General features: G+C 38.4%; 26 protein-coding genes, 8 tRNA genes, 1 pseudogene and 1 riboswitch. Of the genes and pseudogenes, 29 read left to right on the plus strand and 6 right to left on the minus strand.

The annotated features are described in order from the left end of the window. Nucleotides 1-101 precede the first annotated feature (101 nt). The 3 genes from K5Q07_RS02025 to K5Q07_RS02035 are packed head-to-tail and all read left to right on the plus strand — an operon-like array spanning nucleotide 102 to nucleotide 1674. On the plus strand, nucleotides 102-545 hold the full coding sequence (locus K5Q07_RS02025) for a hypothetical protein (RefSeq protein WP_220729356.1): 444 nt from the start codon (nucleotides 102-104) through the stop codon (nucleotides 543-545). Between the two features lie 20 nt (nucleotides 546-565). Next, nucleotides 566-964 (plus strand): hypothetical protein, encoded by a 399-nt coding sequence (locus K5Q07_RS02030; protein ID WP_220729357.1) that lies wholly within the window; start codon nucleotides 566-568, stop codon nucleotides 962-964. 17 nt (nucleotides 965-981) lie between these two features. Then, the gene (locus tag K5Q07_RS02035; RefSeq protein WP_220729358.1) at nucleotides 982-1674 is read left to right on the plus strand and encodes a hypothetical protein; all 693 of its coding nucleotides are present in this window, start codon (nucleotides 982-984) and stop codon (nucleotides 1672-1674) included. 37 nt (nucleotides 1675-1711) lie between these two features. Here K5Q07_RS02035 and proA read toward each other — a convergent pair. Continuing rightward, nucleotides 1712-1936: pseudogene (proA, locus tag K5Q07_RS02040) on the minus strand (glutamate-5-semialdehyde dehydrogenase); the annotation flags it as partial. On the opposite strand from proA, the gene K5Q07_RS02045 reads away from it, so the two are divergent. The 4 genes from K5Q07_RS02045 to K5Q07_RS02060 all read left to right on the plus strand — a co-directional run bounded on the left by K5Q07_RS02045 (nucleotide 1935) and on the right by K5Q07_RS02060 (nucleotide 5624). Then, nucleotides 1935-2579, plus strand: a complete 645-nt coding sequence (locus K5Q07_RS02045) for a DMT family transporter (RefSeq protein ID WP_220729359.1) — start codon at nucleotides 1935-1937, stop codon at nucleotides 2577-2579. The pseudogene proA and the gene K5Q07_RS02045 overlap by 2 nt on opposite strands. Nucleotides 2580-2753: 174 nt before the next feature. Further along, nucleotides 2754-3770 (plus strand): alcohol dehydrogenase AdhP, encoded by a 1017-nt coding sequence (adhP, locus tag K5Q07_RS02050; RefSeq protein WP_034535094.1) that lies wholly within the window; start codon nucleotides 2754-2756, stop codon nucleotides 3768-3770. A gap of 76 nt (nucleotides 3771-3846) precedes the next feature. Continuing rightward, nucleotides 3847-5235, plus strand: coding sequence for a flavocytochrome c (locus tag K5Q07_RS02055; protein ID WP_220729360.1), 1389 nt, complete (start codon nucleotides 3847-3849; stop codon nucleotides 5233-5235). 32 nt (nucleotides 5236-5267) lie between these two features. Continuing rightward, a complete protein-coding gene (locus tag K5Q07_RS02060) occupies nucleotides 5268-5624 on the plus strand; it encodes a hypothetical protein (protein WP_054606822.1) in 357 nt (118 codons plus the stop codon). 28 nt (nucleotides 5625-5652) lie between these two features. Here K5Q07_RS02060 and K5Q07_RS02065 read toward each other — a convergent pair whose 3' ends face one another. Continuing rightward, nucleotides 5653-6285 carry a carbonic anhydrase family protein gene (locus K5Q07_RS02065; RefSeq protein WP_220729361.1) on the minus strand — a complete coding sequence of 211 codons (633 nt, stop codon included), beginning with the start codon at nucleotides 6283-6285 and terminating at the stop codon, nucleotides 5653-5655. 97 nt (nucleotides 6286-6382) lie between these two features. On the opposite strand from K5Q07_RS02065, the gene K5Q07_RS02070 reads away from it, so the two are divergent. The 5 genes from K5Q07_RS02070 to K5Q07_RS02090 all read left to right on the plus strand — a co-directional run bounded on the left by K5Q07_RS02070 (nucleotide 6383) and on the right by K5Q07_RS02090 (nucleotide 10132). Beyond that, nucleotides 6383-7273, plus strand: coding sequence for an RluA family pseudouridine synthase (locus K5Q07_RS02070; RefSeq protein ID WP_251067618.1), 891 nt, complete (start codon nucleotides 6383-6385; stop codon nucleotides 7271-7273). Beyond that, nucleotides 7266-8027: a DUF1003 domain-containing protein gene (locus K5Q07_RS02075; RefSeq protein ID WP_220729362.1), complete on the plus strand. Its 762-nt coding sequence runs from the start codon at nucleotides 7266-7268 to the stop codon at nucleotides 8025-8027. Before K5Q07_RS02070 ends, K5Q07_RS02075 begins: the two co-directional genes overlap by 8 nt. Then, a complete protein-coding gene (locus K5Q07_RS02080) occupies nucleotides 8027-8425 on the plus strand; it encodes a hypothetical protein (protein WP_220729363.1) in 399 nt (132 codons plus the stop codon). The genes K5Q07_RS02075 and K5Q07_RS02080 overlap by 1 nt, the downstream gene beginning before the upstream one ends. A gap of 175 nt (nucleotides 8426-8600) precedes the next feature. Continuing rightward, complete coding sequence (locus tag K5Q07_RS02085) at nucleotides 8601-9143, plus strand: GNAT family N-acetyltransferase (RefSeq protein ID WP_054606818.1); 543 nt, start codon at nucleotides 8601-8603, stop codon at nucleotides 9141-9143. Nucleotides 9144-9217: 74 nt separating this feature from the next. After that, a complete protein-coding gene (locus K5Q07_RS02090; RefSeq protein WP_220729364.1) occupies nucleotides 9218-10132 on the plus strand; it encodes a cation diffusion facilitator family transporter in 915 nt (304 codons plus the stop codon). Nucleotides 10133-10202: 70 nt separating this feature from the next. Here the strand turns inward: K5Q07_RS02090 and K5Q07_RS02095 are convergent, their stop codons facing one another. After that, entirely contained in the window at nucleotides 10203-10547 is a 345-nt protein-coding gene (locus K5Q07_RS02095; protein WP_220729365.1) for a hypothetical protein, read from the minus strand. 157 nt (nucleotides 10548-10704) lie between these two features. Between K5Q07_RS02095 and K5Q07_RS02100 the strand changes: the two genes are divergently transcribed. The 3 genes from K5Q07_RS02100 to K5Q07_RS02110 all read left to right on the plus strand — a co-directional run bounded on the left by K5Q07_RS02100 (nucleotide 10705) and on the right by K5Q07_RS02110 (nucleotide 12679). After that, nucleotides 10705-11361 (plus strand): metal-dependent transcriptional regulator, encoded by a 657-nt coding sequence (locus tag K5Q07_RS02100; protein ID WP_220729366.1) that lies wholly within the window; start codon nucleotides 10705-10707, stop codon nucleotides 11359-11361. 85 nt (nucleotides 11362-11446) lie between these two features. Then, the gene (locus K5Q07_RS02105) at nucleotides 11447-12211 is read left to right on the plus strand and encodes a threonine/serine exporter family protein (RefSeq protein ID WP_220729367.1); all 765 of its coding nucleotides are present in this window, start codon (nucleotides 11447-11449) and stop codon (nucleotides 12209-12211) included. A 6-nt stretch (nucleotides 12212-12217) separates the two neighbouring features. Further along, on the plus strand, nucleotides 12218-12679 hold the full coding sequence (locus tag K5Q07_RS02110; protein ID WP_251067620.1) for a threonine/serine exporter family protein: 462 nt from the start codon (nucleotides 12218-12220) through the stop codon (nucleotides 12677-12679). A gap of 25 nt (nucleotides 12680-12704) precedes the next feature. Here K5Q07_RS02110 and K5Q07_RS02115 read toward each other — a convergent pair whose 3' ends face one another. Then, on the minus strand, nucleotides 12705-13073 hold the full coding sequence (locus K5Q07_RS02115; protein ID WP_220729368.1) for a DUF1634 domain-containing protein: 369 nt from the start codon (nucleotides 13071-13073) through the stop codon (nucleotides 12705-12707). Nucleotides 13074-13084: 11 nt separating this feature from the next. Next, complete coding sequence (locus tag K5Q07_RS02120) at nucleotides 13085-13918, minus strand: sulfite exporter TauE/SafE family protein (RefSeq protein WP_220729369.1); 834 nt, start codon at nucleotides 13916-13918, stop codon at nucleotides 13085-13087. A gap of 154 nt (nucleotides 13919-14072) precedes the next feature. Between K5Q07_RS02120 and K5Q07_RS02125 the strand changes: the two genes are divergently transcribed. Next, nucleotides 14073-14741 carry a phosphatase PAP2 family protein gene (locus K5Q07_RS02125; RefSeq protein WP_054606810.1) on the plus strand — a complete coding sequence of 223 codons (669 nt, stop codon included), beginning with the start codon at nucleotides 14073-14075 and terminating at the stop codon, nucleotides 14739-14741. A gap of 32 nt (nucleotides 14742-14773) precedes the next feature. Here the strand turns inward: K5Q07_RS02125 and K5Q07_RS02130 are convergent, their stop codons facing one another. Next, complete coding sequence (locus tag K5Q07_RS02130) at nucleotides 14774-15583, minus strand: lp_1002 family arylesterase (protein WP_220729370.1); 810 nt, start codon at nucleotides 15581-15583, stop codon at nucleotides 14774-14776. A gap of 54 nt (nucleotides 15584-15637) precedes the next feature. Between K5Q07_RS02130 and K5Q07_RS02135 the strand changes: the two genes are divergently transcribed. The 13 genes from K5Q07_RS02135 (at nucleotide 15638) to K5Q07_RS02195 (ending at nucleotide 21782) form a co-directional block, all read left to right on the plus strand. After that, entirely contained in the window at nucleotides 15638-16135 is a 498-nt protein-coding gene (locus K5Q07_RS02135) for a GNAT family N-acetyltransferase (RefSeq protein ID WP_220729371.1), read from the plus strand. A 39-nt stretch (nucleotides 16136-16174) separates the two neighbouring features. Further along, nucleotides 16175-16354: riboswitch (Lysine riboswitch) on the plus strand. Nucleotides 16355-16457: 103 nt separating this feature from the next. After that, entirely contained in the window at nucleotides 16458-17906 is a 1449-nt protein-coding gene (locus K5Q07_RS02140) for an amino acid permease (protein ID WP_220729372.1), read from the plus strand. 125 nt (nucleotides 17907-18031) lie between these two features. After that, nucleotides 18032-18673 (plus strand): deoxynucleoside kinase, encoded by a 642-nt coding sequence (locus K5Q07_RS02145; RefSeq protein WP_053791941.1) that lies wholly within the window; start codon nucleotides 18032-18034, stop codon nucleotides 18671-18673. 277 nt (nucleotides 18674-18950) lie between these two features. Then, nucleotides 18951-20234, plus strand: a complete 1284-nt coding sequence (gene serS, locus K5Q07_RS02150) for a serine--tRNA ligase (protein WP_054604912.1) — start codon at nucleotides 18951-18953, stop codon at nucleotides 20232-20234. 232 nt (nucleotides 20235-20466) lie between these two features. Continuing rightward, a tRNA-Val gene (locus K5Q07_RS02155) sits at nucleotides 20467-20539 on the plus strand. A 3-nt stretch (nucleotides 20540-20542) separates the two neighbouring features. Then, a tRNA-Lys gene (locus tag K5Q07_RS02160) sits at nucleotides 20543-20615 on the plus strand. A gap of 35 nt (nucleotides 20616-20650) precedes the next feature. After that, nucleotides 20651-20734, plus strand: a tRNA-Leu gene (locus K5Q07_RS02165). Between the two features lie 21 nt (nucleotides 20735-20755). Continuing rightward, nucleotides 20756-20829 (plus strand) — tRNA-Thr (locus K5Q07_RS02170). A 4-nt stretch (nucleotides 20830-20833) separates the two neighbouring features. Continuing rightward, nucleotides 20834-20905: transfer RNA gene (locus K5Q07_RS02175), tRNA-Gly, on the plus strand. Between the two features lie 13 nt (nucleotides 20906-20918). After that, nucleotides 20919-21004 (plus strand) — tRNA-Leu (locus K5Q07_RS02180). A 23-nt stretch (nucleotides 21005-21027) separates the two neighbouring features. Then, nucleotides 21028-21101 (plus strand) — tRNA-Arg (locus K5Q07_RS02185). Between the two features lie 12 nt (nucleotides 21102-21113). Next, nucleotides 21114-21187 (plus strand) — tRNA-Pro (locus K5Q07_RS02190). Between the two features lie 127 nt (nucleotides 21188-21314). Next, entirely contained in the window at nucleotides 21315-21782 is a 468-nt protein-coding gene (locus K5Q07_RS02195) for a CtsR family transcriptional regulator (RefSeq protein ID WP_220729373.1), read from the plus strand. The last annotated feature ends 8 nt before the right edge of the window (nucleotides 21783-21790 follow it).

The raw sequence follows: 21790 nt of genomic DNA on the forward strand, positions 1-21790 counted from the left end.
AGATTAATATTCTTAGTGTTTTCTTATTTTTCTCTTTTTAATGGTATTATTTATAAGTGATTTATTTATTTCATATACATAAATACTAAGGGGGATAAATTATGAAATTAAATAAAATTATTGCAACACTTTCCGTTGCAACAATTTTGGGTGGTAGCGCAATTGTTTCTACCCAAATGGTCCAAACAGGTGTGACTGCAAATGCAGCAAAGCACCACAAGAAACATAGGAAGGCTGTCTGGAAGCACGGTATGCCAAAAGCACTAAGAGGTAGTTATGTAACAAAGCACTTTGGTGCTGACCTAATGGAAACATTGGATATGAGATCTAAGACATTTACTTCATGGGAAGCAGGAATGCCACCAATGAACAACTACCATTTAAGATACAAAGTGGTTGGCCACAATAAGTTTACCATTCTATACGATACACATGCTGGTGGTAACTTCAGATCATCAAAGAATTCTAAGATTACAATCACCAAGATTAATAAGAACCACTTAAAGGTTCAATATGATCATCACATCTACCGCAAAGTAAAATAATTATAATAGGGTGAATAAATATGAATAATCTAAAAGCTAAATTCAAGACTTTAAATCGAGTTCAACAATGCGTATGGGTTGGTGGAATTATCGTTGCCGTCCTAATTATTTTCAATGTTGGTAAGAGCATTTTCGTGCCAAACCAATTAAGCGGTAGTTATACTGCCACTATCAATGCGGGATTTATGACTTCTAAAGATACAATGAAGTTTGATGGAAACACAGTAACCGAATTAAGAAAGTATGGAAAAGACATTAAGAGTACGTACTCTATCGACGGAAACGACATTACTTTCAAGTTTAACGATGGTACTGTAGCTCATGCGAAACTATCAGACGACGGAAATTCATTTAAAATTACCAGTGCAGAAGGATTAGCTGCGTTAGGTACAGGGCTTAAGTACACCAAAGATGAGTAATTAAAGGGGATAATAAAATGATCAGTGCAAAAAAAGTATTTGCCACATTTGCTGTAGTGCTTACTTTAGGGGGAGCTGTTAGTTCATTAACTAGTGTTGAAACAAGTAATGTGACTGCACATGCCTCTAGGAAGCACGTTAAGAAACATGTTAAAAAGTCAAGTAAAGATTTTCTAATTCATATAGGATACGCTTATAATTATTCTTTGAATTATTTTACAGGATATGAATATCTACCATCTAAGAATTATTCAGTTAATGTTCCAAACGTAAAAAAATATGAAAAAACTTATCATAACTATGTTCAAACAAATAAATATCCAACAGGATATAAGACATTCGCATACAAGCTAAAATTATTAATTGCTGGAATGAATGCAACTGATTATTATGTTTATGGTAAGAATGGTTTTGAAAATGACTTCGGTGGTAAATGCCAAGCCGTAATAATGGAAGGTAATACTGTAATTTCAATGCAAAAAACTGTTGTACCATTGATTTTAAACAAAATCAGACGAAGTGATTTGAAAAAGTTATCTAAGTTACGTGGCAACATTATGAAGTACTACTTCGAAAAGAAGACTAGAAAAATCTATAAATATGGTGGCGACGAACCAAGTAAGTCAGGATACAAGTCTTTAAGAAAAGTATGGGATACATCTAGAGAATATTACCAAACACTAAAGAAAGTATTCGAGTACATTAAATAAATGAAAAAGCTTAACCATTTTGGTTAAGCTTTTTTATTTATTTTCTGGTCTGTCCATTACCATTAATAACGTATTTATATGATGTTAATGCTTCTAGTCTCATTGGACCTCTGGCGTGGAGTTTTTGAGTGGAGATACCAATTTCGGCACCAAAGCCAAATTCGAAACCATCGGTGAAACGAGATGAGGCGTTGACGTAGACGCAGGCAGCATAGTCGTTAGAAACGATTACTTCGGAATGGTGAGTACCGTGTTCGTTGATGTCACAAGTTTGCTACCTATCAGCAGTTAGGTACGGAAACGCAGCGACCGCAACCGTCTTACAATTCACTGCCCCTGTCTTTATTATCCCCTATTATTCAATTTCGAGGCGAAAATTGCCTATCAGATTAGATGTTATTCTAATTATTTTAGCCGCAGTTGGTACATATTTACTAGCGACAAAAGGGGACTTTGAATCATTAACCATCTCTAAGTTGGGATTATTCTTTGGAATTGGAGCTGTAATCGCGGGTGCAAACTGTACGTTGATTCCAATTAAACTCTTAAATAAGTATGATCCAAGGTTAGTATGTGGATTGGCGATGTTACTTGGTAGCTTACCCATTCAACCAATCGTCGTAATTGACACACCGCACGTAAACATAAACGAAACATTAATATTTGAATTGATTTTCATTACAATTGTAGGCACTATGGTTGCCTACTTATTCTACGTCGCTAGTCTAAACTATTTAGAACCTGCGGTGACCGGAACCTTAAGTTCGTTTGAACCGCTAACTGCTGCGATTTTATCCGTATCGTTTCTGCATCTAAAGTTAACCTTTGTCGAATTAATCGGTGGGGAATTAATTTTGATGATGGCATTTGTTCAAGCGTTACCACAGAAAAATAAATTAGAATAGAAATTTTAGAAAATGATAGAACCCTTATGAATAGTGATATCTTTCACAATGTTAGAGTAAAATGATAAAAATGTTATTAAAAATTTATTATATTTAGCTTTATTATCGGATGAAAAGGTGTTACATTATATGTGAAAACAGTATCAATTGTATTTATTAAAGGAGATTTTATCAATGAAAGCTGCAGTAGTAAGAGACAACTCAGATGGATATGTAGATGTTAAAGATGTTGAACTTCGCCCAATTGAAAATGGTGAAGCTCTAGTTCAAGTTGAATACTGTGGTTTATGCCACACCGACTTACACGTTGCCAACGGAGACTTTGGTGACCAAGCTGGCCGTATTATCGGTCACGAAGGTGTAGGTAAAGTTATTCAAGTTGCCGATGATGTAGATAATCTAAAAATTGGTGATCGTGTATCAATCGCTTGGTTCTTCAAGGGATGCGGTCACTGTGAATACTGCCTAAGTGGTAGAGAAACATTATGTCGTGAAGTTAAGAATGCTGGTTTCACTGTTGACGGTGCCATGGCTGAACAAGTAATTGTTGATGCTAAGTACGCTGTTAAGGTTCCAGAAGGCTTGGACCCAATCGAAGCTACTTCATTAACTTGTGCCGGTGTTACTATGTACAAGGCACTAAAAGTTGGTCACACTAAGCCAGGTCAATGGGTTGAAATGGTAGGTGCCGGTGGTTTAGGTAACCTAGGTGTTCAATTCGCCAACAACGTATTCGGTGCTAATGTTATCGCCGTTGCTCGTGGTAACAACCTAGAAAAAGCTGAAGAATTAGGTGCTAAGAAGGGTATTGACTACCGTTCAGAAAACCTATCAGAAAAGGTTAAGGAAGAAACTAACGGTGGTGCTCACGTTTCAGTTATCACTGCTGTTAACCCAATTGCCTTTGATCAAGCTATTAATGCTTTACGTCCAGACGGTCACTTAGTTGCCGTTGCGCTACCAAAAGGTAACATGGACCTAAACATTGCCCAAACTGTATTGAACGGAATCCACGTTGAAGGTTCACTAGTTGGTACTAGAGAAGACCTACGTGAAACTTTCCAATTCGGTGCTGAAGGTAAGGTTAAGCCAATCGTTCACACTAGAAAGCTATCAGAAATCAACGATGTTATCGACGAAATGAAGAATGGTAAGATTGTTGGTAGAATGGTTATCGATTTTACTAAATAATTTTTAACTAATTAAAGCATTGTCTTTTGGACAATGCTTTTTTTGTACTAAAATAATGACATTAGGAGGTTTGGTTATGGCTAAATATATTTTTCATCCAAATGACATCAAAGAAATAAAGAAACAATACGATGTAGCAATCGTCGGTTCAGGTGCCACAGGATTAATTAGTGCAATTCAAGCTGCAGAACTGGGTTTAAAACCAGTCGTATTAGAAAAGATGGACAAGTTAGGTGGTAACTCAACGAGGGCTTCTTCTGGAATGAATGCTGCTGAAACTTCCGTTCAATTACAACACCACGTAGTAGATAGCTTCCAAGATTTCTACAACGATACATATATCGGTGGTGGTAGACAAAATAACGTTGATTTATTGAAATACTTTACTGAACATGCTGCATTAACCGTTGATTGGTTAGCCCAACATGATATTAAACTAGATGACTTAACAATTACCGGTGCGATGAATACTAAGCGTACTCACCGTCCAAGTTCACAAGCTCCAATTGGTGCTTATTTAGTCACTAGTTTCCTACAAATCATCGAAAAGATGGGCATCGAAGTCTACAACAATGTTGATGTCGAACATATTGATAAGAACAGTTTCGACATCTCAGGTGTTGAAGTTAAGGATGCCGATGGCAACGATCATTCAATCAAGGCCGGTGCGGTCATTCTAGCTACTGGTGGTTTTGGTGCCAACAAGAAACTAATCGGTCAATACCGTGATGACTTGACTCATTACCGTACCACTAACCAAGAAGGAGCAACCGGAGATGGTTTGAAACTAGCCACCGACGTCGGAGCCGCATTGGTAGATATGGACAAGATTCAAGTCCATCCAACCGTTCAACAAGATAATGATCATGCATTCTTGATTGGTGAAGCCATTCGTGGTGAAGGTGCCATCCTGGTAAATACCAAGGGTGAACGTTTCATTAACGAATTGGATACTAGACAAAAGGTGACCGACGCAATCAACCAACAAGACACTAAGCATGCATACCTAATCTTAGATGAAGAAGTCGTTAACCACGCTCAAGCAGTGAAGTTCTATGACTCCATGGGAATGGTTATTCATGGCGATACTATCGAAGAACTAGCTGACAAGATTGGTGCCGACGAAAAGACATTGGCAGATACCATCGCTAAGTGGAACCAAGCAGTTGAAAGTGGCAAGGATGACTTAGGTCGTACCACCGGAATGAGCCGTCAATTAACTCATCCTGATTACATGGCAATTCACATTGCGCCAGCCGTTCACTACACCATGGGAGGAATTAAGATTAACCACTTCACCCAAGTGCTAGATGACAACGATGATGTGATTAACGGTTTGTTTGCTGCGGGAGAAACATCCGGTGGTTTGCATGGTAATAATCGTATCGGTGGAAACTCAATCGCCGAAACCGTCGTCTTTGGTCGCCAAGCTGGCCAACAAGTTTTCAAGTATTTAAACAAATAATATAGATAAAAATAAATAAAGGAGGTTTACATATGCACAGTGGAGAAATTGCAGAATGGGTTGCAGCAATTGCCGAAGCGTCTTCAGTCGTTGTCGCATTATTTCTTCCTTACTACAACCAACACGTTGAAAATAAGCGTAAGTTACGCAACGTTAAGATGTTGATTCATCGTATGGGTAAACGTGCGATGAACGGCGACGAGGATGCGATGGAACATCTTCAAGCCATCTTAACTACTGCTTATCTAAAAAACATGAATTCTAAGACAGAAGACGTCATTAATGATGGACAACAAATATTAGATATCATGAATATTAGTGAGGGAAAGCCAAACGCAGAACAAAAGGGTCAAATCAAAAAGTTATTACACGAAATTGATGAAATCTAAAAAAAGAAGCCGTATCTACGGCTTCTTTTTATTTGTTGTAATATTGAACATTTCTTTCGTTTAGTGGTTGGCAATCACGATTGTTTTTGCCAAATTGAGCGATGAACCAATCGACTTGTTTTGGACTCACCGTTAGTTTGGAATTGTCGATGACTAACCATTCAATCCCTTCGGTTAAAGGTGGGGTGGTTAGTGATCCTTGGTAGTGGAAACCAGTTGAAAGACTGGAAATCCAGTTGGTTAGTTTTAATGACACACCGTGGTGATTGCTTTCTTCAAAGTTATTAATGATGTCTTGTAATTCGGCATTAGCATTACCTAAAGTTGGGAATAATGCCACCACTACGGTTTGGCCGATTTCATTTTCATGAACTAGATGAATTTCAATCGGATTAACTTTATCGTCGACGATATGTTCAGCGGGAGCATGGAAATGCACTTGTTTGAACTTAAAGTCACGATTAAAGATCGTAGCATTGCCCATCCCTGTTAAACGAATGGTAGTGTGGTCATCAATTTCAGTATTTAATTGGTAGAACTCATTGGCATGAATTGGCAGATAATCAGCAAAATGTTGACTGTCATGAGTTGATAGCATAATTGGTGATTGGCGGTGACCAAAGTCATTCTCCCAATTATTTTGTTCATTGTAATCTAACATACAAAATGTATCTTCTTTCCATTAATAATATGAGTTTGCTTTTCTAGTATGTTAATATAACATACATGGTAATTAATACAACTCGGAGGAAATTATTGTGCAATTTACATGGCAAAATCAAGATGAACAAAATGCTGGTATCAAGAAGTTCTTAGGTGCCCATGGCGTCTCGCATCGGATGTATAATGATGTTAAATCAACTGGTACAATTCTAGTGAATGGTAACGCAGTTGGCTTGGATTATAAACTTGCCTTGGGCGACGAAGTGACAGTAATCTTTCCACCGGAAACAAGCGATGACGATGTCGCATTTAGTGATGAAAAAATCGATGTCATCTACGAAGACGATAATTGGTTAGTGGTGAACAAACCAGCTGGGTTAACCAGTGTGCCGGGGCCATCCAATCGTGTCGATACGTTAGTTAACCGCATTAAGGGTTATTTAAAAAAACAAGGTAGCACTGATTTAAGACCACATCTAATTACGCGATTGGATCGTTTTACATCCGGAATTGTCTTGGTCGCTAAGAATCGTTTAGCCAATAGTTTAGCTAATCAACAGGTAGCTCAACACAAAATTGATAAGATGTATTACGCAGTCGTTGACGGCATCGGTTTAGATGACCATGGAATGATTGATAAACCAATTGGACGTGTCGGTGACAACTTTAGAAGAGAAGTCATCGAGGAAGGTCAAAAGGCCAAGACCGAATACTGGAAGGTCAGTGAACTTGGTGATTCGACACTTGTGCGTTTGAAATTACACACCGGCAGAACCCATCAGATTAGAGTCCATATGACATCTCTAGGTCATCCTTTATTGGGGGATGAATTATATCAAGGACCACTAGATAGAGGGATTGACCGCCAAGCACTTCATGCTTATTACTTGCAGTTCGAAGATGAGCTAGCAAATCAAGTTCGCACTTTTGAAATTGAATTACCAGAGGATATGAAATCTGTGGTGAAGGAGGATTACAATGACTGAAAAAGCCAAATTAGTACATTGTATTGTCGATGATGCACAACTATATTCTGATGAAGGTTTCTACTTAGGCGACTTGGCCCAACCGATTTCAAATGCCATTAAGGCCGATTATCCAGGGGCTAAAGTCACCAGTTTTATCTGTGCTCACCATCTATTGAAGTATCGAATGTCTCGCGTTGATTCATTAATCAATGCCGACTTAAAACAAAGTCAAAAGATCAATCGTAAGTTGACCAAAGCACTACAAAGCGATAACTATGAAATCAGAGACGTCAATGAGGCCTTGCAACAAAGCCTAACTTTTGGGCAAAAGATATCAGATGCTGTTGCCAGATTCGGAGGTAGTTGGACATTCATCTTCATCTTTATCGTCATCTTGATTATTTGGATGGTCATCAATGGTTTGGCATTGTTTGGGGTCCACTTTGATCCATATCCATACATTCTATTGAACCTATTCTTGAGTTGCTTCTCAGCAATTCAAGCACCCATCATTATGATGAGTCAAAACCGTGCCGCTGAACGTGACCGTTTGCACTCAGAAAATGATTTTCATGTTAACTTAAAATCAGAACATGAACTAAGAATTATCCACGCTAAGCTAGACCACTTAACCCAAAATCAATTACCTCATGATTTGGAAGTTGAAAAATTACAACTGCAAATCCTAGGTGAAGTTAGAAGTGAGCTAGCTAAGTTGCGTGACGAAAACACTAAATTAAAAGAAAAACTAAAACAACAGGAGAATCAATAATGGAAGATAACATTCAATTAGGTGCAGACGTTTTCAACAAGATGATGTTTGTGCTAGAAACACCAGTAACACAAGACAACCACAAGTACTACAAATTCATGGATCAAGAAATGCAAGAAATTGCCGACAACATTTGGGCAATGCCTGCATACATGAAGGAAGACGATGACTTTTCAATGTTCTTCATCATCACTGAAATTGAAAGCGGTGAAACAGTGATTGCTTTCTCAGAAGGCAGTTTACAAGATGGTAACTTTTCACTAGGAGAACCAATGGTTTCTGGAAAGGGACTTAACATTTTAAATGAACATGATGAAAAAAGAGCTGCTTCAGTTCTTCATTTCTTGAACCAAATTTCTAAGGCTGCTGAAGGAAATTGGCGAATGATTGAGGACTAAAATTGCCAATTTTTAATGTGTTCTAAAAGTGCGTCATGATGGGCTTTATGAAAGTTTTCATAAAAGCCTATTTTTTTGTAAAAAAATCTTTGCTTTTTAGAAGAATGGTGGTAATATTTTCTAGTCGCTAAAATGCAAAATATTTAAATCAAACACAAAAAGGGGGGCTTAGATCATGTTAATGAGAAGAGCACAAATCGAAGATTTTAACGCAATTGAACAAATTATTTTCGAAGGGAAGGAATTGCTTGCCAAACAGGGTGTGAACCAATGGCAAACAGGCTACCCAAATGCAGAATCATTAATGAACGACATCGTAAACGGATGGACTGTTGTACTTGAAGAAGATGGTGAAATCTTAGGCACAGCTGCCGTGATTGACGGACTAGACACTAGTTACGAAAATATAGATGGCCAATGGTTGACTGACGGCCCTTACCTATCAATTCACCGCGTAGCAGTTTCCAACAAACACCACGGCAGAGGATTAGCTCAAAAGTTATTTGAAGGCATCTTCAATGCAGTGGAAAAGATGGACAACGTGCAAAGTGTTCGTATTGACACAAACCCACTTAACTTGGGCATGCAACATGTCATCAAGAAAGCTGGATTTGTAGAAACCGGCAGAGTAGTTCCAATCTCTGCAACAGATTCTTCAAACGTCGTAATGAACTACGCATACGAAAGAGTAATTAAACAACCAATGTTGATTGCCTAAGCTGATTTTTTTAAATCAGCTTTTTTTGTTTTCTGACAAAAGGTATAATGAAAATTAGAAGAGGAGGTGGCAATATGCACGAACATGAACATAACGATGTTAACGCCATGTCGCAACGTCGGTTCTTTACGGTGACAATCTTAAACTCATTAATTACTCTGATTGAGTTTTTAGGGGGAGTTTTTTCAGGAAGTTTGTCACTATTATCAGATGCCTTTCATAATTTCGCAGATTCGGCATCGGTAGTCGGAAGTTACTATGCACACCGAATTAGTCAAAGGCCCCAAAATCAATTGAACACATTTGGTTACAAGCGAGCTCAAATTATTTCAGCTTTTTTGAATTCACTATTTCTAGTGATTATCTCGGTTGTACTAATCGTTGAAGGGGTGCAAAAACTATTTAAACCAGAACAGATTAACGGAAACTTGATGCTAATTGTTGCTGTGGTTTCGACAGTTGCTAATTTGGTATCCACACTACTACTAAGTCGTGGGTCCAAGCATAACTTAAACATTCGAGCTACATACCTACATTTATTGAGTGATACGTTAGCTTCACTTGGTGTGATTTTGGGTGGTATTTTGATTAAGTTATTCGACTGGGTACTAGTCGATCCAATCATCACCATCATTGTGGCACTATACATTTCAGCTGAAGCATATCCCATCATCAAAAAGACCGTTAAGATTTTGATGCAAGGTTCCCCAATGGTGGATTGCTATGCAATTCAAGAGGACATGATGAATATTGAAGGAATTACCGGTGTTCACCACGTTCACATCTGGTCAGTTGATGAAAACAGCATCGTGTTCTCAGCACACATTAACATGCAAGACATGCTAATTTCTGAGGCCGAAAAGATTTATGATCCGGTCGCAAAATTACTACACGATAAGTACGGAATCGAACACGTGACACTTCAAGCTGAGGTTGAACGTGGCAAGAAGGAAGATTTATATCTCGATTCCAGAAACGATATTGATTAATAACCAAATAAAAAAAGACGCTTTTCAAAACGCAAAGTGTCTTTTTTGTTTTGAAAAACGGCCTTTTAAATTATACTCCATGTGGAGCAGCTACAAATTGTCTGTCATACCACTCTTCCCAAGTGATTTCACTATTACCATTGGCGAAGTATTTCATATCTAATTCACATAATAACTTGGCATAGCTATGACTACAATAAATAATGGTGTCTTTGGCAGCATGTTGTAATGATTCGTACTTGTTGCGATAGACCTCCTGATTGATTTGCCATAACATGGATTGATCAGGAACCTGACTTAAAATCTCCATGTTTTGAGTTCTATAACATGTAACATAGAACTTACTAAATGACTTGATACTAGTAACTTTGGCTTGTTCGCTAAGCTCATCGAAACTGAATAACTTTTCTCCCATAAAAACGCCTCACTTTCGTATCGTAGATATTAATATTTAATATCTCGCCCTAATTATATAATTTTCCCCGAAAAATAGAAATAAAAATGGTAAAATAGTATATAAAGTTGTAAGATACTCTTTAGTAGATTTAAATTTAGGAGACATGGATATAAAAATGACCCCAAAAAAAGAGGACTATTTAAAAATTATTTTTGAGCTAGGTGGAACCAAAGAAAAGGTATCCAACAAGAGGATTGCCATTAGTTTGGACATTGCACCAGGATCAGTTACTGAAATGGTTAACAAGCTATTAGATGAAGGATTAGTTGAACACGAACCATACGCGGGAGTGTCACTAACTGACGACGGAATCAAATTAGCTGAAGTCCTAGTTAGAAAACACCGTATTTGGGAAAGTTTTTTAGTAAACGAACTAGGATATCCACTTCCAGATGTTGATAAAGAAGCTGAAGTGTTGGAACATTCTACCAGTGGTAGATTGCTAGAAGCAATGTACAAAAAATTGGGGCACCCATCTCACTGTCCACATGGAGGAGTTATTCCAAACATGTCAGGACATTATAAAGAAGATAGCCATCGCCTATTAAATGATGCCGATGATGGAGAAACAGTTGTAGTTGATCGTTTCATCGATAATCATGACCTACTAACCTACTTAGGCGACATTCAATTAGATATTGGTGACAAGCTAAAGGTAATTAAGCATTCACCATTTGAAGGACCGGTAACGGTTCAAAATCTAACTGATAATCAAGAAAGTGACATAAGCTACAAGGCTTCTCACTATGTATTTATAAGAAATGCTGATTAATTAAGAGACTGAATTGAAAAATTCAGTCTTTTTTATTATCATCTTAATCAATGTTATAATTAGAAAAATATTAGACAACACGGAGGTGAGATGGTTGAACGAAAGACAAAGAAGTAAGTTAGTCGTTGAGACCTGTTTACTTGCTGGAAAGATTATGATTGAAAACGGATCTGAAATGGTCAGAGTTAATGATACCATTGATCGCATTTCCAAAAATGCCGGGGCAAATGAGGCCAGGGCATACGTTACTTTGACCGGGATTATCATGTCGGCAACTCCCGACATGGGTTCGCAAGTGACAGCAATCGATAAAAGAACGTTTGATTTGGAGAAGGTATCAACGGTTAATGATTACTCTCGTCAGTTCGCTGATAAGAAAATCTCACTTGGTGAATTTTATCGTCGTTTAAAACGAATGGATAAGAATGTTAGACCATTCCCATTCTGGCTACAAATGATTGGTGCATTTATGGTTAGTGCCACTTTGGAAGTGGTCTTTAGAAGTAATTACACCGATTTTTGGGCAGCCGGCTTTGTTGGGATGATGGGTTGGTGCATCTATTGTTTGACCGATCACTACACGGACATTCGTTTCTTAAATGAATTCATTGCGGCGATTTGTATTGGCTTTATGTCGATATTGATAATTCGTGCCGGGATTGCAAAGAGTGCCGATGACTTAATCATCGGGGGATTGATGCCACTGGTTCCAGGGGTACCAATTACCAATGCGGTAAGAGATACCTTATCCGGTAACCTGGTATCGGGTCCATCTCGAGGAATTGAAGCGATTATGAGCGCTTGCGCATTAGGTTTTGGTGTGGCAATGGCAATTAAGATTTTGGGGTGATTGATATTGGTAAACGTAATTGTATATAGTGTGTGCGTTTATTTCGCCACCATTGGCTTTGGCTTATTAATTAATCTACCCAGAAAGGCATTGAACATGGCCGGAATCGTTAGCTTGATTGGCTGGTTAGTCTTTCATGCTGTCAATGTCCACATGGGCGGATACTTAGCCGCAGATATTTTAGGAACCTTTACCGTTGGGATTCTTAGTATTTTTGCGTCTCGTTACAAGAAGATGCCGGTAATTATCTTTAACATTCCAGCGTTGGTTCCACTGGTTCCTGGAGGACAGGCTTATCAAGTTATGAAGTGTCTAGCGACTGGTAACTATGCGTTAGCTAAGTCGAACCTGATTCAAGTTATCTTCATCGCTGGTGGAATCGCATCTGGTTTTTTGTTTGCGGAATTTTTAAACCAACTATACTTAAGATTTAAAACATATTTGAGAACAAAAAAAGCAACGAGATAATCTCGTTGCTTTTTTATTTTGTGTTTTATCCGAAGAAGAAACTGATAATTAAGACAATCAAAACGAATGTGGTAATCCAAACGTATAGCATATCTTTTTCCTTGTAGAAGGAATAGATTGATACGATTACTCGTAAGACTGGAGTAAGGATTAGACAGAAGATTCCAAGCATCATAATTGCGTATGGTTTTAATGATGCAATTCCACTAAAGATAGCTTTAAAAGTAGTGGGGAAGGCGTCATGAGCATATCCTGACTTACCAGTAATTAGAAGTAATAATAGACCAATAATCATGATGGTAGCTGAGATAATGACACCGACTCTTAGAATCTTTCCGATAACTAATTCGATACGATTCATTTCTTCTTTAGTTGCTGGTTGTTGTGTATTCATGATCTAACCTCCTAGAATCCTTTGTATAACATGCTACATGCGATGTAGAACATGATAGGGACGAAGATAATACGAATCCATCTAGCAGGAAGAACTTGCATGACGCGCGAACCGATTGTAGCACCGACTAGGATTCCTAGAGCTAATGGCACGGCCACTTGTGGCAAGATTGAACCATTGAAGAAGTAGACAGTTGCTGAAGCAGCTGCGGTAACTCCCATCATTAGGTTACTAGTAGCACTTGATGGCTTTAATGGCATCTTCATGAAGGTATCCATTGCGATAACTTTGAAGGCACCTGAACCAATTCCAAGTAAACCGGAAGCAAGACCGGCACCAAACATTACTGATAGACCACCGGGGATGTTTTCCACCTTGTAGTCGATTTGCTTCTTTTCAGATTTATCGTAGTAACTTGAGTTAAGACGAAGTTTTTCAGCTAATGGATCATCTTTGGTGCTTAGATTGGACTTGTTTTTGTTCAATAGTTTCTTGACCATGTTAAATGCGGAGAATAGTAGTAATAGTCCAAATAGTATGTAAAGGTATTTAGGCTCTAGAATTCCTGTAAGTAAGGCCCCAGATAATGCACCAATGGTAGTGGCAATTTCTAAAAACATTGCGACACGTAAGTTTAAGACTTCATCTTTTAGATAAGCGATAGTTGATCCAGAACTAGTGGCGATAACCACGACGATACTGGCCCCGATAGCGTATTTAATATCTAAATGGAAGAAGAGGGTTAGAACAGGGGTGACGATGATCCCACCACCTAGTCCAAGAACAGCGCCACCGATACCCGCAAGGACACCGATGACAATCATTAGAATGACTGTTTCAATCATTTGTTGCTCCTCCTAAAATTATAAATTACTTAATATTATAACAATTATTAGTTTCATTGCACCAATCCTGGTTTTAAAATTAGAAAATCCACTTAAGAATGCCGTTAGCTGTGGTATAATGGCATTAAAAAGTGATTAGGAGGATCGATGCACTATGATCATCGATAAGGATTATACCCGCGGTGTTAAGCTCTTTGGTGGGTTAGTTTTATCATTATTTGTTACTGCTTCGGTAATGATTGATTCAGGTTATCTTAGATTTCTTGACTCAATTTTTATCGGTCAAATCCAAAAAACTACTGGCGGATTTAAAGATACAGTCATGCACATGGCTACTACTTTAGCTAGTCCAAAGATGGATATTATCTGGATTTTCGTTCTGGCATTCTTTATGTGGGGATTTAAGTATAAGATACAAGCACTATGGGGAATCTTTACTTTAGCCGGTGCTGATGTGATTGGCTTCATTGTTAAGAACATTGTTAGACGTGATCGTCCAATCTTTCACAGCGCCTCAGATACCGGATTCAGTTTCCCAAGTGGACACGTTTTAGGTATTTTCATCGTGATTGCGGTAGTATGGATTGTCATTCTTCCACAAATCCAAAGTAACTTAATCAGAAGATTACTATATGTATTAACATTTCTCTTTGTACTATTAGTAATGGTATCTAGAATCTACCTAAACGCACACTACCCAACCGACACTGTTGGTGCCGTAGTTATCGGTTACACATGGTTACAAATTTCTGAAATGTTATATGTAAAATATGCACCAAGATTAAAACAAAACTGGCGTCCAGTTTTACATTCATACCTATAATAAAAAAGAACTGATGAAATTCATCAGTTCTTTTATTTTGCCCAAAGTTCGTCTAACCAGGTGATAGCTAGGTCAAACCACTTGGCAACGCGAGCATTATTGGAATCATCATTCCAAGATGTAATGTTATTAGCAAGGCCCATTCCATGAGGACCATGGTGGAAGATGTGTAGTTCATTATCCACATTGTATTCGTTTAGATTGATGGAATACTTAAGGGCATTTTCCACAGGTACAAATGGATCGTCTGCGGTATGCCAGATAAAGGTTGGCATGTTCTTAGCGGAGACGTGTTCGTCGGCCTTGATTTGTTGTTCATCTGATACCCAGTTTAGGATGCTTTCCTTATCTTTTGGGAAACCACACGTTAAGTTAGTCACAGGGTAGCTTAGGATAACCGCGTTTGGTTTTAAAATATCCTCGTTATCCACACCTGCTAATTTTTGCATCCAATCGGTATGGTAAAAGTCGTTGTAGAGACTACAGATATGACCACCGATGGAGAAACCGGCAATCACGATGCGGTTTTCATCAATATTAAATTCGTTGGCATGTTCTCTAATGTATTTGATGCTGTTGGATAACTCCTGGAGTGGATTAGGCATTAGTGGTATTGCTTCTTGTTCAAATGTGTATCTTAGATAAAAACTTTGGTAACCGTTGGCACTGAAGTTTAACGCGAAGCTTTCGGCCTGGTGGAGTGAAATGTGGGTGTATGATCCACCAGGAACAACAATTACAGCAGGATATTTGTATTGATTAGTTTGCACATCTGCTGATTTAAGATATCCTTGAAGAAAAGCGTTTGAGTTTTGACGAATCGATTCTCTGATGATTCTCATGTAAGCACCTCTCAATTTGTTTTACATATATTTTAACGCAAGGAGATAATGATTGTGGATAAAAAGAAAAATTCACCCGAAAAAGAAGTGGCGGTCACTGAGTTACGCACAGATGACTTTGCTGACTATTATGAAATGATGCGCGATGAACAACTAGCTAAAAAGACCGGTTTTGAGCCAGTTAACGACGAAAAGAAGGCACACATGTTGTTTGAATCCGAAAATGATACCAATAAAACCTATGCAATTCGACTTATCAACGGTGGAAAACTAATCGGGATTATTAATATTTTTCCTGAAATTGGGGATAACTTCGAACCAGATTACGAAAATATCGAATTAGGATACTTTATTAACACTAGTTATCAAAAGCGTGGGTACATGACATATGCATTAGGGCATGTCTTAGATGACCTAAAGAATCCTGTAAAGGTAGTTGAAGCAACGGTCGAAGCCCGTAATTTGCCTTCACAAAAAGTTTTACACAGTTTAGGTTTTGCACAGGTGGATGAATACGATGACAACCTGGTTTTCGGAATGAAAATAAAATAGTATTGTAATCAAGTCCACATTAATATATAATATTCTAGAAATCTAAGAAGAGGCGCAGCTGACATTAGTAGCCATCATGAGTCGATAAAGCGACTATGATTGAGGGTGAAAGGGGATGCCTGCCGAAACGACCGGTTCCTTTATGAGTCGAGTCCGTTGGGTTCTAGCTTAACAGGCTAGAGACTGTCGTGGTTAATTCCACGGAGTGCTTTGTGATCAATAATTAAAAGAAATTATTATGGTCTCTTCTTGTTTACAGGAAGAGACTTTTTTAGTTATTATCGGCACCTCTTAGAAATTTTTATAGAGGGTGAAATACATCATGAGTGAAAACTCAAATAATCACGTAAAGAGAGGTCTAAAGACTAGACACGTTTCTATGATTGCCTTAGGTGGTTCAATCGGTACCGGTCTATTCGTAGCCTCTGGTTCAGTTATTAGTCAAGCTGGACCTGGTGGAGCATTAGTTGCTTACTTATTAATGGGACTAATGGTTTACTTTTTAATGACCAGTTTAGGTGAAATGGCAACCAACACACCTATCTCTGGCTCATTCGCAGCTTACGCAGGTAAGTATGTCGACCCAGCTCTCGGTTTTGCCATGGGTTGGAACTACTGGTTCAACTGGGCCATTACTGTTGCCGTTGATATCTCAACAGCAGCTCTAGTAATGAAGTTCTGGTTACCACACATGCCAGGTTGGATTTTCAGTGCAATCACATTGCTATTAATCCTTTGTGTGAACGCATTATCAGTTAAGTCATTCGGTGAAACAGAATTCTGGATGTCATTGATTAAGGTTATTACTATCTTTATCTTCTTAGCTGTTGGTGTTTTAACTATTTTTGGTATCATGGGTGGCCACTACATTGGTCTATCTAACTTCACTTACAAGCAAGCACCATTCGTTGGTGGTCTTCCAATGATCTTAGCGGTATTCGTTGTCGCTGGTTTCTCATTCCAAGGAACTGAATTGGTTGGTATTACTGCTGGTGAATCAGATAACCCAAGAGAAGCCGTTCCACGTGCTATCAAGGATGTTTTCTGGAGAATTATCTTATTCTACATCCTAGCAATCTTTATAATTGGTGCAATTATTCCTTACACTAGTCCTGATTTATTAGGTTCAAGTGCTACCGATGTTGCAATCAGTCCATTTACAATCGTATTCAAACGTGCTGGTTTAGCAGCCGCTGCTTCCGTTATGAACGCTGTTATCTTAACTTCAGTTATCTCATCAGCTAACTCAGGAATGTATGCTTCAACTAGAATGCTTTACTCAATGGCTCACCAAGGATTCGCTCCTAAGTCAATGGGTAAGACTAACCGTCGTGGTATTCCAGTTGGTGCTTTAGCGGTAACTACTGTGATTGCCTTACTTACCTTCATCACAAGTATCGAAGGCCCACAAATTTACCTATGGTTAGTTGCTGCTTCCGGTCTTACTGGTTTCATCGCATGGGTCGGAATTGCACTATCACATTACCGTTTCAGAAGAGCCTTCATCAAGCAAGGCCACTCACTAGACGAATTGAAGTACCATGCTACTTGGTTCCCAATGGGACCAATCATTACTTTAATTCTATGTATCCTAGTTATCTGTGGTCAAAACGTAAACTCATTTGCTAACTGGGATTGGGAACAAATCGGAATTACTTACATCTCAGTACCACTTGTATTAATCCTATATATCGGTTACAAGATTAGACACAAGACGCATATAGTTCCTCTAGACGAGGTTGATGTATCTCCATCTGATTTAAAAGACTAAGAAAAATAATATAATGAAGATGCCTTTTTAACGGTATCTTTTTATTTGCCATTAATTTCTTCATATTCAAAACGAGTCGAATGTATTAGAATAGTATATTAGAAAAACAAATTAAGGAGATTATTATGATAGTACTTGCTGGAACCATTGGAGCCGGGAAAACCTCTTTAACTAAGATCCTATCTGCTCATCTTGATTCAACTGGGTATTACGAATCAGTGGACGACAACGAAATCCTTCCATTGTTTTACAAGGATCCTAAGAAGTATGCATTCTTATTGCAAATTTACTTTTTAAATACCCGCCTAAACAACATTGAAAAGGCCCACAATGAAAAGTTAAGTGTGATGGACCGCTCTATCTATGAAGATTCATTACTATTTAGATTAAATGCTGATATGAAACGTGCGACTTCAACTGAAGCTGATATATACGACTCATTACTGGAAAATATGATGGAAGAAATTCCTGGTTCCTTGAACCAAAAGAATCCAGATTTATTAATCCATATCAATATTTCATTCGATACCATGTTAAAACGAATCAAAAAACGTGGTAGAAGTTATGAACAAGTGGATAAAGATCCAGAACTATACAACTATTACCAAGACTTAAACAGTCGATACAACGACTGGTATGACAACTATGATTTATCTCCCAAAATGCAAATTGATGGTGATAAGTTTGACTTTATCGAAAACGATGAAGACTTAGCAGCAGTTCTAAAACAAATTGACGAAAAAATTGCTGAATTGAACTTAAAATAGTTGCCAATCACATTTTTTTATAATATTATTGAGTCAACAAATAAACGCAAGGTATGTTTTTAAGTAGACAACAAAGAGATGCAATGGTTGGTGTGAATTGCAAGTCGAAATTCCGGCATACGCAAAAGCGGGTAGGTAATGCTACACGGCAGGTGACCGTTATCTCCAAACGAGTGTTTAGCATATGCTAAGAACTTGGGTGGTACCGCGAAAAGAAGACCTTCGTCCCAATGGATGGAGGTCTTCTTTTTTATTTGCAAAATTGGAGGTATTTACTATGTTAGATATGAAAATGATTCGTCAAAATGCTGACTGGGTGAAGGAAAAGCTAGCTACTAGAAATATCAAAGCTGAAACAATCGATGAACTACTAGGTTACGATGAAAAGCGTCGTGAACTAATCGTAAAAAGTGAAGGATTAAAAGCTAAGAAGAACGATGTATCAAAGAAAATTGCTGAAGCAAAGCGTAATAAAGAAGACGCTTCTGACGCAATCGCTGAAATGCAACAAGTAGGTAAGGAAGTTAAGGAATTAGATGAACAACTTGAAAAGGTTGAACAAGATCAACAAGACCTAGCTGCTCACTTACCAAATATTCCAGCAGATGACGTTCCAGTTAGTTTGACTGAAGAAGGTGCCGTTGAACTAAGAAAATACGGTGAACCTCGTAAGTTTGACTTCGAACCAAAACATCACTGGGACCTAGGTGAAAAACTAGGTATCTTAGACTTTGAAGCAAGTGCTAAGGTTGCCGGTAGTCGTTTTGTCTACTACATGGGTGCAGGTGCACAACTAGAACGTGCCATCTACAACTTCTACTTAGACCAAAATGCTAAGGCCGGTTATAAAGAAGTATTACCACCATACATGGTAAACTCAGCATCAATGTTTGGTACTGGTCAATTCCCTAAGTTTAAGGAAACAAAGGCCGGTTTCGAAATCGCTGACAGTGATTTAACAATGATTCCTACTGCCGAAGTACCATTGGTAAACTACTACAGAGATGAAGTAATGGATGCAGACAAACTACCAGTTAAGTTTACTGCATTATCACCAGCATTTAGATCAGAAGCAGGTAGTGCCGGAAGAGATACTAGAGGTCTAATTCGTCTACACCAATTCAATAAGGTAGAAATGGTTCAATTCACTAAGCCTGAACAATCATGGGATGCACTAGAAAGCATCACTGCTCATGCCGAAGACCTATTGAAGATGTTAGGTATCCCTTACCACGTGATTACATTAACTACTAGTGACATGAGTTTCACTGCTGCAATGACTCATGACATCGAAGTATGGATGCCAGCCCAAGGTCGTTACCGTGAAATCTCAAGTTGTTCAAACACAACTGATTTCCAAGCACGTCGTGCGCACATCCAATATAGAGATGAAAACGGTAAGCTACAATACGTTCATACTCTAAACGGTTCTGGTTTAGCTGTTGGTAGAACTGTTGCTGCTATCTTAGAAAACTTCCAAAATGAAGATGGGTCAATCAACATTCCAGAAGTACTACAACCATACATGGGTGGTAAGACTAAGATCGAGAAAGAAGACTAATTGAATAGTTATAAGTAAAGCGATAATCGAAAGATTGTCGCTTTTTTATTTTTTTAAAAAAAGGGGTAGACAGATAGCAAAAATTTAGATATAATATTTTTTGTTGAGTTAAAGAGAACGGCTCAGAAGCAAGTCATATCAACAATTAAGTAAAATTTCTTGTTGACATCACTTGAAAGAAATGATACTATTAAATAGTTGTCTTGTTAAGAGATAACTTGAAAGACCTCATGGAGGATTAGCTCAGTTGGGAGAGCATCTGCCTTACAAGCAGGAGGTCACAGGTTCGAGCCCTGTATCCTCCATATGAGCCGTTAGCTCAGCCGGTAGAGCATCTGACTTTTAATCAGAGGGTCGGCAGTTCGAACCTGCCACGGCTCATTGGCTCTATGCCATATACATTTTAATACAATCATGCGGGCGTGGCGGAACTGGCAGACGCGCTAGATTTAGGTTCTAGTTTCCTTATGGAAGTGGGGGTTCGAATCCCTTCGCCCGCATTTGCAATTTGCATAATTGCTGCCGACTTAGCTCAGTTGGCTAGAGCGCTTCACTAGTAATGAAGAGGTCGGGTGTTCGAATCATCTAGTCGGCATTATGCGGAAGTAGTTCAGTGGTAGAACATCACCTTGCCATGGTGGGGGTCGCGGGTTCGAATCCCGTCTTCCGCTTTTGCATAGTTCTGCCGGGGTGGCGGAATTGGCAGACGCACAGGACTTAAAATCCTGCGGTTAGTGATAACCGTACCGGTTCGATCCCGGTCCTCGGCATTTCAATAATTTAATACTATTATGCACCCATAGCGCAACTGGATAGAGTGTCTGACTACGAATCAGAAGGTTGTAGGTTCGACTCCTACTGGGTGCATTTTTTTATTTTCGGGAAGTAGCTCAGCTTGGTAGAGCACCTGGTTTGGGACCAGGGGGTCGCAGGTTCGAATCCTGTCTTCCCGATAATATAACCAAAAGAGAAAACATTAATTTGTTTTCTCTTTTTTTTGTTTTTCGTTAAAAATCTTTGCATTTTAAATATAAGTCCGTATAATTATAGTCAGAATTAGTCAAAGAACGAGGTGGTATTATGCAGGGTAAGAATATTTCAGATATTATTGAGAAGTATTTAAAAGAAATGATTGCTGAAGACGAGAGAGTCGAAATAAGTAGATCTGATATTGCTAGCCATTTCGATGTTGTTCCATCGCAAATTAACTACGTTATTAAGACTAGGTTTACCATTCAGAATGGATACGTAGTCGAAAGTAAACGTGGTGGCGGTGGTTACATCCGCATTGAAAAGGTGAAGCTGCTTGATAATATAGATATTTTAGATACACTGATTAATGCCATTGGCGACGGTTTAACCCAACGTGAAGGTAAGGCAATTATCAACACATTGGTGTTAAATGATCTAATTACTGACAATGAAGCCGATTTAGTGTTAGCATCTATTAACAAGCAGACGCTAGCCGTTGGCAACAAACTACTTGAAAATGAGATTAGAGCGAATATAATGATTGCAATACTTGATCATTTAAGATACAAAAGCTAGAAAGTGAG

This window comes from Apilactobacillus zhangqiuensis, assembly GCF_019656215.1.
Classification (GTDB): domain Bacteria; phylum Bacillota; class Bacilli; order Lactobacillales; family Lactobacillaceae; genus Apilactobacillus; species Apilactobacillus zhangqiuensis.